This window comes from Sphaerisporangium sp. NPDC005289 (genome assembly GCF_040607455.1).
Taxonomy (GTDB): Bacteria; Actinomycetota; Actinomycetes; order Streptosporangiales; family Streptosporangiaceae; genus Sphaerisporangium; species Sphaerisporangium rhizosphaerae.
In genome coordinates, this window is sequence record NZ_JBEXGS010000007.1 from 231731 (window position 1) to 244075 (window position 12345).

At 73.5% G+C, this 12345-nt stretch carries 10 protein-coding genes; 5 read left to right on the top strand and 5 right to left on the bottom strand.

Features of this window, described 5'->3' with window-relative positions:
• Nucleotide 1 precedes the first annotated feature (1 nt).
• The 3 genes from ABZT47_RS15105 (at nucleotide 2) to ABZT47_RS15115 (ending at nucleotide 6662) form a co-directional block, all read left to right on the top strand.
• Nucleotides 2–4039 (top strand): cobaltochelatase subunit CobN, encoded by a 4038-nt coding sequence (locus tag ABZT47_RS15105; protein ID WP_354841153.1) that lies wholly within the window; start codon nucleotides 2–4, stop codon nucleotides 4037–4039.
• Between the two features lie 97 nt (nucleotides 4040–4136).
• Entirely contained in the window at nucleotides 4137–5969 is a 1833-nt protein-coding gene (locus ABZT47_RS15110) for a glycoside hydrolase family 15 protein (RefSeq protein ID WP_354841156.1), read from the top strand.
• Between the two features lie 117 nt (nucleotides 5970–6086).
• Nucleotides 6087–6662, top strand: a complete 576-nt coding sequence (locus ABZT47_RS15115; protein WP_354841159.1) for an amino acid transporter — start codon at nucleotides 6087–6089, stop codon at nucleotides 6660–6662.
• 91 nt (nucleotides 6663–6753) lie between these two features.
• Here ABZT47_RS15115 and ABZT47_RS15120 read toward each other — a convergent pair whose 3' ends face one another.
• From ABZT47_RS15120 to ABZT47_RS15135, 4 genes are all read right to left on the bottom strand, one after another.
• The gene (locus ABZT47_RS15120) at nucleotides 6754–7734 is read right to left on the bottom strand and encodes a cation diffusion facilitator family transporter (protein WP_354841162.1); all 981 of its coding nucleotides are present in this window, start codon (nucleotides 7732–7734) and stop codon (nucleotides 6754–6756) included.
• On the bottom strand, nucleotides 7727–8131 hold the full coding sequence (locus tag ABZT47_RS15125; RefSeq protein WP_354841165.1) for a metalloregulator ArsR/SmtB family transcription factor: 405 nt from the start codon (nucleotides 8129–8131) through the stop codon (nucleotides 7727–7729). The genes ABZT47_RS15120 and ABZT47_RS15125 overlap by 8 nt, the downstream gene beginning before the upstream one ends.
• Before the next feature lie 154 nt (nucleotides 8132–8285).
• Complete coding sequence (locus ABZT47_RS15130; protein ID WP_354841168.1) at nucleotides 8286–8870, bottom strand: carbonic anhydrase; 585 nt, start codon at nucleotides 8868–8870, stop codon at nucleotides 8286–8288.
• A gap of 81 nt (nucleotides 8871–8951) precedes the next feature.
• Entirely contained in the window at nucleotides 8952–9359 is a 408-nt protein-coding gene (locus tag ABZT47_RS15135) for a hypothetical protein (RefSeq protein WP_354841171.1), read from the bottom strand.
• Nucleotides 9360–9597: 238 nt separating this feature from the next.
• Between ABZT47_RS15135 and ABZT47_RS15140 the strand changes: the two genes are divergently transcribed.
• Complete coding sequence (locus ABZT47_RS15140) at nucleotides 9598–10824, top strand: esterase-like activity of phytase family protein (RefSeq protein WP_354841173.1); 1227 nt, start codon at nucleotides 9598–9600, stop codon at nucleotides 10822–10824.
• 156 nt (nucleotides 10825–10980) lie between these two features.
• Here ABZT47_RS15140 and ABZT47_RS15145 read toward each other — a convergent pair whose 3' ends face one another.
• The gene (locus ABZT47_RS15145; RefSeq protein WP_354841176.1) at nucleotides 10981–11553 is read right to left on the bottom strand and encodes a TetR/AcrR family transcriptional regulator; all 573 of its coding nucleotides are present in this window, start codon (nucleotides 11551–11553) and stop codon (nucleotides 10981–10983) included.
• 122 nt (nucleotides 11554–11675) lie between these two features.
• On the opposite strand from ABZT47_RS15145, the gene ABZT47_RS15150 reads away from it, so the two are divergent.
• A complete protein-coding gene (locus ABZT47_RS15150; RefSeq protein WP_354841179.1) occupies nucleotides 11676–12266 on the top strand; it encodes a hypothetical protein in 591 nt (196 codons plus the stop codon).
• Nucleotides 12267–12345: the final 79 nt, after the last annotated feature.

Here is a 12345-nt window from a genome sequence, read left to right on the forward strand (position 1 = left end):
CGTGCGCCATCTCCCCCTGCTCCTGCTGTCGACCTCCGACACCGACCTGCTCAGCGCCCGCGCGTGCGGCCTGCCGTACCGGCTCGGCAACCCCGCCCGGCTCACCGCCGCCGGCCTCCCCGAGCTGCTGGACGGCGTGGAACTGGTCGTCGTCCGCCTGCTCGGCGGGCGGCGGGTCTGGCAGGAGGGCCTGGACGCCCTGCTCGCCGGCCCCCGCCCGGTGGTGGTGCTCGGCGGCGAGCAGGCCCCCGACGCCGAGCTGATGGAGCTGTCCACCGTCCCCGGAGGAGTGTGCGCCGAGGCGCACGCCTACCTGGCGCACGGCGGTCCGGCGAACCTGGCCGAGCTGCACCGCTTCCTGTGCGACACCGTGCTGCTCACCGGCCACGGCTTCGCCCCGCCCGAGGCCACCCCCGCCTGGGGCGTCCTGGAACGCCCGGAGCCCGAACCTCCGGCGGGGCAGGACGCAGGCACGGGCGGGGAGGTGACCGCCGATCCTCCCGTCGAGGGGAGGCGGGAGGCGGCCGGTATCCCGGCCACGAACGGGGACCAGAGCGCCCCGGTCACGATCGCGGACGGACGGACCGGCGCGCGGCCGGTGGTGGGGGTGTTGTACTACCGCGCCCACCACGTCGCGGGGAACACCGGGTTCGTGCACGCGCTGTGCGACGCCATCGAGGACGCCGGAGGCCGCCCGCTGCCCGTCTACTGCGCCTCGCTGCGCACGGCGGAGCCGGAACTGCTCCAAGTGCTCGGCGAGGTGGACGCGCTGGTCGTCACCGTGCTCGCCGCCGGAGGGACGCGCCCGGCGACCGCCTCGGCCGGCGGGGACGACGAGGCGTGGGACGTGGGCGCGCTGGCCGGGCTCGACGTGCCGATCCTGCAGGGCCTGTGCCTGACGAGCGGCCGGCGGGCGTGGGAGGAGAGCGACGAGGGCCTTTCCCCGCTGGACGCGGCCTCCCAGGTGGCCATCCCCGAGTTCGACGGCCGGATCATCACCGTCCCGTTCTCCTTCAAGGAGGTCGACCAGGACGGGCTGACGGTCTACGTCGCCGACCCCGAGCGCGCCGCCCGCGTCGCCGGGATCGCCGTGCGGCACGCCGTCCTGCGGCACGTACCCCGCGAGGAGCGGCGGATCGTCGTGATGCTGTCGGCCTACCCGACCAAGCACGCCCGGGTCGGCAACGCGGTCGGCCTGGACACCCCGGCCAGCGTCGTCCGTCTCCTGGCCGCTCTGCGCGCGGACGGGTACGACATCGGCCCCGACGGCGAGGACGGGCTTCCCGGCGTGGCCGACCTGGACGGTGACGCGCTGATCCACGCGCTGATCGCCGCCGGCGGCCAGGACCAGGACTGGCTCACCGAGGAGCAGCTCGCCGGCAACCCGGTGCGGATCTCCGCCGCCCGCTACCGTGCCTGGTACGCGACCCTCCCGGGGGACCTGCGCGCCCGCGTCGAGCGGCACTGGGGCCCGCCGCCCGGCGAGCTGTTCGTCGACCGCTCCCGCGACCCAGGCGGGGAGATCGTGCTGGCGGCGCTGCGCGCGGGCAACGTCGTGGTGATGGTCCAGCCGCCGCGCGGGTTCGGCGAGAACCCGATCGCGATCTACCACGACCCGGACCTGCCGCCGAGCCACCACTACCTGGCCGCCTACCGCTGGCTGCGGGACGAGGAGGGTTTCGGCGCGCACGCCGTCGTGCACGTCGGCAAGCACGGCAACCTGGAGTGGCTGCCCGGCAAGTCGGCCGGGATGTCGGCCTCCTGCGGCCCGGACGCCGCGCTCGGCGACCTGCCGCTGATCTACCCGTTCCTGGTGAACGACCCCGGGGAGGGCACCCAGGCCAAGCGCCGCGCCCACGCCACCCTGGTGGACCACCTGGTGCCGCCGATGGCGCGGGCCGACACCTACGGCGACATGGCCCGGCTGGAGCAGTTGCTGGACGAGCACGCCTCGATCGCCGCCATGGACCCGGCCAAGCTGCCCGCGATCCGCGCGCAGATCTGGACGCTCATCCAGGCCGCCCGGCTGGACCACGACCTCGGCGTCGCCGACCGGCCGCACGACGCCGAGTTCGACGACTTCCTGCTGCACGTGGACGGCTGGCTGTGCGAGGTCAAGGACGTGCAGATCCGCGACGGCCTGCACGTGCTGGGCCAGGCACCCAGGGGACGGGCCCGGGTGGACCTGGTGCTGGCGATGCTGCGCGCCCGGCAGATGTGGGCGGGCGACCAGGCGCTGCCGGGCCTGCGCGAGGCGCTTGGCCTGGCCGAGGACGGCACCGCCGGGCGCACGGACACCGACGAGGCCGAGGAGATCGCCGCCGCGCTCGTCGAAGGCATGGAGGCCCGCGACTGGGACCCGGCCGCCGTCCCGGAGGTCTGCGCCGCCGTCTTCGCCGCCCGCCCGGCGCCCGCGACGACCGTCGGCACAGCGGACGGGGCGGCCGACGTCCCCCAGGACTCCCGAGCCGAACCGCCGGCGCTGCCGGAGGACGCCGGACGACCGGAGGCGGGGAAGCCCGAGGCCGAGGCGGCGATGGCCGAGGGGGCGGAGGCCGAGGAGGCGGAGACCGGGAAGCCGGAGGCCGAGGAGGCGGAGGCCGGGAAGGCCGCGGTCAGAGGGCCGGAGGCCGGACGACCGGCGGCCGGAGGAGCGGAGGCCAGGCAGGTGGCGGTGCCGCCGATGGTGGCGTCGATCCTGGGGTTCGCGGCCACGGAGATCGTGCCGCGGCTGGACAGGACGGGGGACGAGATCGGCGCCGTCCTGCACGCCCTGGACGGCGGGTACGTCCCGGCCGGGCCGAGCGGCTCGCCGCTGCGCGGGCTGGTCAACGTGCTGCCGACCGGCCGGAACTTCTACTCGGTGGACCCCAAGGCGGTGCCGAGCCGCCTGGCCTGGGAGACCGGCCAGGCGATGGCCGCCTCGCTGCTCGCCCGCTACCGGGCCGACACCGGCGACTGGCCCCGCTCGGTGGGCCTGTCGATCTGGGGCACCAGCGCCATGCGGACGGCCGGGGACGACGTGGCCGAGGTGCTCGCCCTGCTGGGCGTCCGCCCGGTGTGGGACGAGGCGTCCCGCCGGGTCACCGGGCTCGCGCCGATCGCTCCCGACGAGCTGGGACGGCCCCGCGTGGACGTCACCGTCCGCATCAGCGGCTTCTTCCGCGACGCCTTCCCGCACGTCGTGGTCATGCTGGACGACGCGGTGCGACTGGTCGCCGCGCTGGAGGAGCCCGAGGAGGTGAACTACGTCCGGGCGCACGCCCAGGCCGACCTCGCCGCGCACGGGGACGAGCGGCGGGCCACCATGCGCGTGTTCGGCTCGCGGCCGGGCGCCTACGGGGCGGGGCTGCTGCCGCTGATCGACAGCCGCGACTGGCGCGACGACGCCGACCTCGCGGAGGTGTACGCGGTGTGGGGCGGCTTCGCCTACGGCAGGGACCTGGACGGCACGCCCGCCCGGGCCGACATGGAGGCCGCCTACCGGCGCATCGCCGTGGCCGCCAAGAACGTCGACACCCGCGAGCACGACATCGCCGACTCCGACGACTACTTCCAGTACCACGGCGGCATGGTCGCCACCGTGCGGGCCCTGACCGGCCGCGCCCCCGCGGCCTACATCGGCGACAGCACGCGGCCTGACGCGGTGCGCACCCGCAGCCTGGCGGAGGAGACGGCGCGCGTCTTCCGCGCCCGGGTGGTGAACCCGCGCTGGGTGGAGGCCATGCGGCGCCACGGCTACAAGGGCGCGTTCGAGCTGGCCGCGACCGTGGACTACCTGTTCGGCTACGACGCGACGACCGGCGTGGTGGCCGACTGGATGTACGACACGCTGGCCGCGACGTACGTGCTGGACCCGGAGAACCGCCGTTTCCTCGCCGAGTCCAACCCGTGGGCGCTGCACGGCATGGCCGAACGCCTGCTGGAGGCCGCGAGCCGCGGCATGTGGGCCCGCCCCGACCCCGCGGTGCTGAACGCCCTGCAGGAGATCTACCTGAAGGTGGAGGGCGACATCGAGGCCGGCGCGGAGGACGGCTGATCGCTCGCCTCGCCCCGATGCGGGTATGGGCCTAGAAGCGAGGCCACCGGGGAGGGCCAGAAGCGAGGCCACCGGGGAGGGGCGGTGTGAGGCGACCATGACGAGGACACCCATCGCCGGATACGCGCTGCTGTCGGACCGGCACTCGGCCGCGCTGGTCGGCACGGGCGGATCGGTGGACTGGCTGTGCCTGCCCCGGTTCGACAGCCCGTCGCTGTTCGCGGCGATGCTCGACGACCGGGCGGGGTCGTGGTCGATCCGCCCGGCCGGCCCGTACGCGGTGACGCGCCGTTACCTGCCGCAGACCATGGTGCTGGAGACGACGTTCGAGACCGCCACCGGCGTCCTGGTGCTCACCGACGCGCTCCTGGTCGGCGAGGACCCCGACGTCCACCGGCTCGGCGCCGACGCCCCGCACGTGCTGGCACGGTGCGCCACGTGCGCGCGCGGGTCGGTCGAGCTGGAGGTCCGCTGCGTGCCGAGGCCGGAGTACGGGCTGGTCATGCCGCTGCTGACGGCCGTGCCCGGCGGCGTGCGCGCCCGGGGCGGGCCCGACCAGGTCGCGCTGTCCACGCCGATCTCGCACTCGGTCATGGCCGAGGAGGCTGCCGGCGCGGCGACGCTGGAGGAGGGCACGACGCTGCGCTTCGCCCTGCACTGGAGCATGGCGTCGGAGCCGCCGCCCGACCTGTGGGACGACCAGCGCATCGCCGCGGGCATGGAGACCACCGTTGCCCGCTGGCGGGAGTGGTCGCGGGCCCACCAGGCCTACGAGGGGCCGTACCGCGAACTGGTCGCGCACTCCGGCAGGGTGCTGTACGCGCTGTCCTACCAGCCCACCGGCGCGGTGGTGGCGGCGCCCACCACCTCGCTGCCGGAGGCGCCCGGCGGGGAGCGCAACTGGGACTACCGCTACTCGTGGGTGCGGGACGCGAGCTTCACGATGAACGCGCTGTGGGTCGCGGCCTGCCCGGACGAGGCCGACCAGTTCCTCGCCTGCATGACGACCGCCGCCGCGACCTACGAGCCGGCGCGGGCGTTGCAGATCGTCTTCGGCGTCGGCTGCGAGCACGACCTGTCCGAGCGGGAGCTCCCGCATCTGAGCGGATGGCGCGGCAGCCGGCCGGTCCGGGTGGGCAACGACGCGTGGCGGCAGCAGCAGGTCGACGTCTACGGGGAACTGCTGGACGCCGTCCATTGCGTTTCCAGTCAGCTCGGGGACTTCGACCGGCCGGTGCGCGCGTTCCTGACCGCGCTGGCCGACGCGGCGATCGCGCAGTGGCGCGAGCCCGACCACGGCATCTGGGAGATCCGGGGCGAGCGCCGGCACTACCTGCATTCCAAGGCGATGTGCTGGGTCGCGGTCGACCGCGCCATCAGGCTGGCCGGGCGCCTCGGGGCCCGGCACCGCGTCGGCGAGTGGCGGGCGGCGGCCGAGGAGATCAGGGACACCATCCTGCGCGAGGGGTGGAGCCGGAAGGCCGGCGCCTACACCCAGGCGTTCGGCTCCGCCGACCTGGACGCCTCGGTGCTGATGCTGCCGATCATCGGGCTGGTGCCGGCGGACCATCCGCGGATGCTCGCCACCATCGACGCCATCGCCGAGCGGCTGGTCGACGAGCACGGGCTGGTCTACCGCTATCTGATGGACGACGGGCTGCCGGGGGACGAGGGGGCGTTCCTGCTGTGCACGTTCTGGCTGGCGCAGGCCCAGGCGCTGGCCGGACGGCACGAGGAAGCGCGGGCCGTCTTCGAGCGGGCGGGGACCTACATCAACGATGTCGGGCTGATGGCCGAGGAGGTCTGCCCGCGCACCGGGGAGTTCCTCGGCAACTTTCCTCAGGCGTTCAGTCACATCGGACTGATCAACGCCGCTTGGGCGCTGTCCCAGACCGAGCACGGCGGCCGCTTCGAGCCTGCCTGCCGATAGGGGCCCCTGAGTTCGCGAAGACTCCCACGGTGACGCTCCGCGCACGCGAAGATGACGGGCATGATGCGCCGGGAGACGCCGTGGGGCACATGGGACCCCGCGCCGTTGTCTGAAGTCGTGAACCTCTTCTCCGCCGCGGACGGCCGCTGGTGGATCGCCGGAGGCTACGCCATAGAACTCGCCGTGGGATACGGCTTCCGCGAGCACGGGGACATCGACGTCCTGCTGCTCCGCGACGACCAGCTCGCCGCCCAGCGGATCCTGCCCACCTGGGAGTGGTGGTGCGCCGACCCCCCGGGAGTGCTGCGCCCCTGGAAGCGGGAGGAGATCCTTCCCTCGACGGTGCACGACATCTGGTGCCGTCCCGGGGCCGACGCGCCGTGGCGCATCCAGGTCATGCTGGACGAGTCCGACGGCCCCGAGTGGGTGTCGCGGCGCGACTCCCGGGTGCGCCGCCCCGTGGAGCGGCTGGGGCTGGTGTCGCCGCGGGGCGTCCCCTACCTGCGCCCGGAGATCCAGCTGTTCTACAAGGCCAAACGCCCCCGCGCCAAGGACGAGCAGGACTTCGAGGAGGTCCTGCCGAAGCTGGGCGGCGACGAGCGGCGCTGGCTGGCCCGCACCATCGGCTTGGTGTACGGCGACCACCCGTGGCCTGACCGCCTGCTCGACGGAGAGCCCCGGAACGGCGGCTGACCGCGGGACGGCGGGCGGCCGAGCGGAGGGCGGACCGGGCGGCTGACCGGCGGAGGGCGGGCGGCCGACCGGCCGGTCGAGGGCGTCCAGGTCAGGAGCCGGAGGGGTCGTTGCGGTGGGCGGGGCCGTGCGGGTCGGCGCAGTGCGCCTCGGCCTGGCCGATGGTCAGCAGCTCGGGCGTCGCGTGGTCGACCTGCAGAGTGGTGTGGCCGATGTCGTACTCGTCGCGGACCAGGCGCTCGGCGGCCACCCGCACGGCGTGACAGTCGGCGCCCGGGGCCACCAGGATGTGCGCCGACAGCGCCGCGTACCCGGAGGTGACCTCCCAGATGTGCAGGTCGTGCACCTCCACGACGTGCTCCAGCGCGGCGGTCTTCCTGCCGATCTCCGCCGGGTTCATCCCGGCGGGGGCCGCCTCCATGAAGACCCTGCCGGAGTCGCGGACCAGCCCCCAGCCGGCCTTGAGCATCAGGCCGGCAACCACGAGCGCGGCGAGCGCGTCTGCGCGGTTCCAGCCGGTCAGCCAGATCACCAGTCCGGCGATCGTGGTGGCGACGAACGCGTAGAGGTCGCTGAGGATGTGCTGGAAGGCACCCTCGACGTTCAGGCTCGTCCGGTTCGCCTTGCTGAGCAACCACGTCGCGGCGAGGTTGACGGCGATGCCGGCCACGCCGGTGGCGACGACGAAAGCCCCGTGCACGACCGGCGGCGCGATGAGCCGGCCGACGCCCTCGTAGATGAAGTAGGCGCTCAGCAGCAGCAGCGTGATGCCGTTGATCTGGGCTGAGATGATCTCGGCGCGCTTGAGCCCGTAGGTGAACCCGCCCTGCGGGGGACGCTGGGCGATGCGCATGGCCACCAGGGCGAACACGATGGCGATGGCGTCGGTCAGCATGTGCCCGGCGTCCGACACCAGGGCCAGCGAGCGGGCGAGGAAGCCGATGACCACCTCGACGGCCATGAACCCGACGATCAGCGCGAGCGCCCCGGTGAGGTAGCGGCGGTCGGCCTCGGCGGCGACCGCGCCGTGGCCGTGACCGTGACCATGGCCGTGCCCGGCGCGCTCACCCATCGCCCAGCCCTCCTTCGGTGTGCCCGGCGTGGGCGATCGCCAGGTCGAACAGCATGCGCACGTGGGAGTCGGCGAGCTGGTAGTAGGCCATGCGCCCCGACCTGCGCACCTTGACCACCCGCCGCATCCGCAGCAACCGCAGGGCGTGCGAGGCCCCGGACATGCTCTGGCCGGTGGCGGCGGCCAGGTCGCACACGCACATCTCGCCCCCCTCCAGCAGCGCCGCCACCATGCGAAGCCGCCCCGGGTCGGCGAGCAGGCCGAACACCTGGGCCAGGTCCTCGATGGTGTCCTCGGAGGGCAGGGACCGGCGCACCGCGGAGACCCGTTCGGCGTCGACCATCGGCACCGAGCAGCCGTGGGGGTCGATCACGGCGACACTTGAACGATCCTTCATACATTGAAGTGTAGGAGGCTGGACCGGTCGCTGTCGACACCCGGGACCTGGCCGGTGGGCGGCGGAGGCCGCGATCGGACGGACTCCCGCCCACCGGCCCGTCATGGACGTGCCCGGCCGGAACCGGTCACGGGGCACCTGGTGGCGCGGGGGCTCAAAGGGGGGTGAAGGCGCCGGTGTCGGGCCGGTAGTTCGACACCACGCCGGTCTGGACCTCGTAGAACCAGCCGTGCAGGCGCAGGCGCCCGGCGGCCACCCGCCGGGCCACCCGGGGGTAGCGGCGCAGCTTGTCGAGCTGGGCGATCAGGTGGGCCCGCGCGGCGTCCTCGTCGGCGAGCACGGGGGCGTCCCGCCAGCGGTGGGTCTGCAGCAGCCACCACCGCGTGGTCGGCGCCGACCGCAGCGTCCAGGAACGCACCCGGCCCTGGACGGCGCCGCAGCGGGTGTGCCCGCACACGATGACGTCCTGGACGCCGAGGATGTTCACGGCGTACTCGATGGTGGCGGCCTCGGCCGTGAGCCGGCCCAGACGGTAGGGCGGGATGACGTTGCCCGCCGTGCGCAGCTCGAACAGCTCGCCCGGGCGGGCGCCGGTGATCAGGGACGGGATGACCTGCGCGTCGGAGCAGGTGACGAACATGGCCTGCGGCGAGACCCCGTCGCCCGGGCCGGCCGCCTGTTCTCGGCCGCCGCTGACCTTCTGGTGGAACGTGCGGGCATGGTCGATCAACGATTGCATGGGTGTGACTCCTTCGTGCTGATGAGGGCATGGAGCGTCGGCCGGGCGCGCGGTGCGCGGCCCGGTACCGGCGACCGGTGATCAGCAACGGAAGACGGGCAGCCGCGGCCCCGAGGGCCGCGTCCATCGCAGGGCGGAGGCTCCCGCTGCGGGAGCGCCCGCCCGAAACGCCGTCTCGGTGACGGCCTTCGGCCGCTGCGACGGATGCCCGCCGTGACGGGACGGCGGGAGGGGAGGCTTGACCCAGCCGGCGGCGCAGGGGTTCTCCCACGGTCTGGGACACCCGTCGTGGTCGGCGTCCTCGGGGCCCGGCATGGGAGCGGCCTCGGCCCGCGTCTCCGCGGCCGGGGCAACGACCGGGGTCGCGGTGATCGCGGGCAGGGCGGGCGGGCTCTCGTGGGAGCCGACGCCGGTGACGAGCAGGATGACGGCGGCCGTGGCAAGGAAGAGGTGAACGGCCGCCCGCACCGCCGATCGTCGCTCCGTCAACGCATCGCCCCACTACCTGTAGCATGCAGTCGATTACCGATAGTAGTCGAGGTGTGCTGTCCAGTACATGGGGAGTTTGGCAAAGATGCTGGTCACGCCATGGAGATGGGAGATCTATGACGCGCGGCGCCTCCACCGCCGGGGTTCGCGCCCCGGCGCCGCCCCGCTCACAACCTGGGCACCCGCGGGTCATCCGGTGTTGTGCCCCGATTAATCGGGCATCCCTAACGTGACGGCCATGAGAAAAACCATGATCGGGTTGGGCGCCGTCGCGGTGGCGCTGAGCCTTTCCGCCCCCGCCCTCGCCGACGGGCACGACGGCCACGGCGGCCACCAGTCCCACGACGGCGGGTACGGCCGGGCGACGCTCACCGGATGGGCCTCCCTTCCCGCGCAGACCTACGTGCCGGGCAGCGAGCCGTCGGGCGCCCAGCTCGGCACGGATCCGATCAACGGCGTCACCCCGCCGTTCCCGGGCCAGCCCGTGCAGGGCTTCAGCGGCGTCGCCCGCCGCCGCGACGGCAGCTATGACGTGCTGTCCGACAACGGCTACGGCAACAAGGCCAACAGCGGCGACTTCCTGCTGCGCATCCAGCGCGTCAAGCCCGACCTGCGCTCCGGCGTGGTCACGGCCGTGGGCGGGGTGGACCTGAGCGACCCGTTCAAGCGCGTGCCCTTCCCGCTGACCCGCGCCGACCGCAGGCTCACCGGCGCCGACTTCGACGTCGAGTCGATCGTCCGCCGGCCCGACGGCACCTACTGGATCGGCGACGAGTTCGGCCCGTGGCTGCTGCACTTCTCGGCCACCGGCGCGCTGCTGGACAAGCCGGTCGCACTGCCCGGCGTCCAGGCGCCCGAGAACCCCTACCTCAACGGCGGCACGCCGAACCTGGGCAGCAGCAAGGGCTTCGAGGGCATGGCGAGCGGGCTCGACGGCCGCCACCTGTACCCGATGCTGGAGGGCACCGTCGCCGGCGACCCCGCGGGCACCCTGCGCATCAACGAGTTCGACCTGCGCGACCGCGCCTACACCGGCCGCCGCTGGACCTACAAGCTCGAGGCGCCGGGCAACTCCATCGGCGACATGGTCTCGGTGGACCGCGACCGGTTCCTGATCATCGAGCGCGACAACGAGCAGGGCGACGCGGCCAAGCTCAAGCGCGTCTACCTGGCCGACACGCGCGACCGCGACAAGGACGGCGCCGTGGACAAGACGCAGGTGGCCGACCTGCTGGACCTGGCCGACCCCAAGGGCCTGGGCGGCTTCGGCCCGACGTTCAGGTTCCCGTTCCAGACGATCGAGGACGTCGTGATCCTTGACGACTCGACGATCGCCCTGCTGAACGACAACAACTTCCCCTTCTCCGCGGGCCGCACCCCGGGCAGGCCGGACAACGACGAGTTCATCACCGTGCGGCTGTCGCGTCCCCTGGACGCCGACCCGCGCGCCTACCGCCGCTACTGATCCGGCGCCGGCCGGTACCACCCGGCCGGCATCGCCGGACTCCGCCACCCCGTCGCGTGCCGATACGGGCACGTGGCACGCCGCGCCCCGGCGACCGGACGGTCGCCGGGGCGCGGCGGCTTCGTCAAGCCACCGGCACGGTCGAAGGCGGCGGCCTCATCTCGGGGTCAGGTGGCCGGCGCCGATGACGGCCCGGCTGCCGCGCAGGAACGAGGCGGCGACGGTCGCCGGCCGGTCGAGGTATCCGGCGACCATGGCGCCGTCGCGGATCAGCATCAGGTCGTCGGCGACCTCGCCGGAATTGCTGATGCCGAGCGGGGCGATGAGCTGCTCGAAGGTCGTCTTGTTCCACTGGCGATGCGCCTCGACGGCCTTGCGGACCCGGCTGCCGGGGTCGGGGTACTCGGCCGCGGCGTTGATGAAGGGGCAGCCGCGGAAGCCGGGTGCGCAGGCGATGACCCCGACCGCCTCGGAGATCACCCGCAGGGTGGCGTCGACATCGCCGTCGCCCTGCTTGATCGCCGCGCCGATGCCGTCCCGCTCGAGCGCGGCGCGGCGTTCGAGGTAGGCGAGGACGAGGTCGTCCTTGCTCTTGAAGTGGCGGTAGAACGTCACCTTCGTCGTGCCGGCGAGGTCGATGACCTTGTCGACGCTCACCGCACGCAGCCCCTGCGCGTAGAACAGCTCGGTCGCCGCCTCAAGGACGCGCTCACGCATGGGGCTGCTCATGCTCGAGATCATACGCGTCCCTCCTGTTCACCCCTTGCGCCCGACTTCCTCGCGGGGCTACTGTCAGCCTCGGTAGAGTTACTAGTCATTCTACCTACATCCCCGCCGAGAAGAGGCAGACAATGACCACCGTCGCTGATCTGAACGCCGGTCGCACCGCCGTGGCGTTGCGGAACCTGTACCTGGTGCGCTTCGCGTTCGCCGTCATCTGGGCGGTCCTGCTGTTCCTGGCCGGGGGCACCCCCGGCCCGGTGCGCGTGGCACTGCTCGTGATCTACCCGCTGTTCGACGTCGCCGCGGCCGTCGTCGACCTGCGCTCCTCGCGGACCGCGCGCCCCGCCGCGGCCCTGTACGTCAACCTGGCCCTCAGCCTGCTCGCCGCCGTCGGCCTGGCCGCCACGGCCGCCTCGGGCGTGCCCGCGGCGCTGCGCGTCTGGGGCGCCTGGGCGATCACCGCCGGAATCGTGCAGCTCATCGTGGCCGTCAGCCGCCGCCGGCTCGGCGGCCAATGGGCGATGATCTTCAGTGGGGGGCTCTCCGCGGTCGCCGGGACGGCGTTCGTCCTCCAGGCCGGCACGCCGGCCGCATCGCTGACCAACCTCGCCGGGTACGCGACCGTCGGCGGCGTCTTCTTCCTCATCTCCGCCCTGCGTCTGCGGCGCACCGCGAAGAGCACCCGCGTCCCGGCCACCGCCGGGACCGCCGGTCGCTGACCGCGATGTTTCCCGAACGGCGTGGCTGGGACGCTCAGGCCGGAGGGGTCTTCCCCCGGACGGCGCGGCCGGGACGCTC

What these genes read in the sequence shown, in the direction of transcription:
- ABZT47_RS15110 (WP_354841156.1), top strand. Translation starts at nt 4,137, where the DNA reads ATGACGAGGACACCCATCGCCGGATACGCGCTGCTGTCGGACCGGCAC.
- ABZT47_RS15120 (WP_354841162.1), bottom strand. Translation starts at nt 7,734, where the DNA reads ATGGGTGAGCGCGCCGGGCACGGCCATGGTCACGGTCACGGCCACGGC.
- ABZT47_RS15125 (WP_354841165.1), bottom strand. Translation starts at nt 8,131, where the DNA reads ATGAAGGATCGTTCAAGTGTCGCCGTGATCGACCCCCACGGCTGCTCG.
- ABZT47_RS15130 (WP_354841168.1), bottom strand. Translation starts at nt 8,870, where the DNA reads ATGCAATCGTTGATCGACCATGCCCGCACGTTCCACCAGAAGGTCAGC.
- ABZT47_RS15140 (WP_354841173.1), top strand. Translation starts at nt 9,598, where the DNA reads ATGAGAAAAACCATGATCGGGTTGGGCGCCGTCGCGGTGGCGCTGAGC.
- ABZT47_RS15145 (WP_354841176.1), bottom strand. Translation starts at nt 11,553, where the DNA reads ATGAGCAGCCCCATGCGTGAGCGCGTCCTTGAGGCGGCGACCGAGCTG.
- ABZT47_RS15150 (WP_354841179.1), top strand. Translation starts at nt 11,676, where the DNA reads ATGACCACCGTCGCTGATCTGAACGCCGGTCGCACCGCCGTGGCGTTG.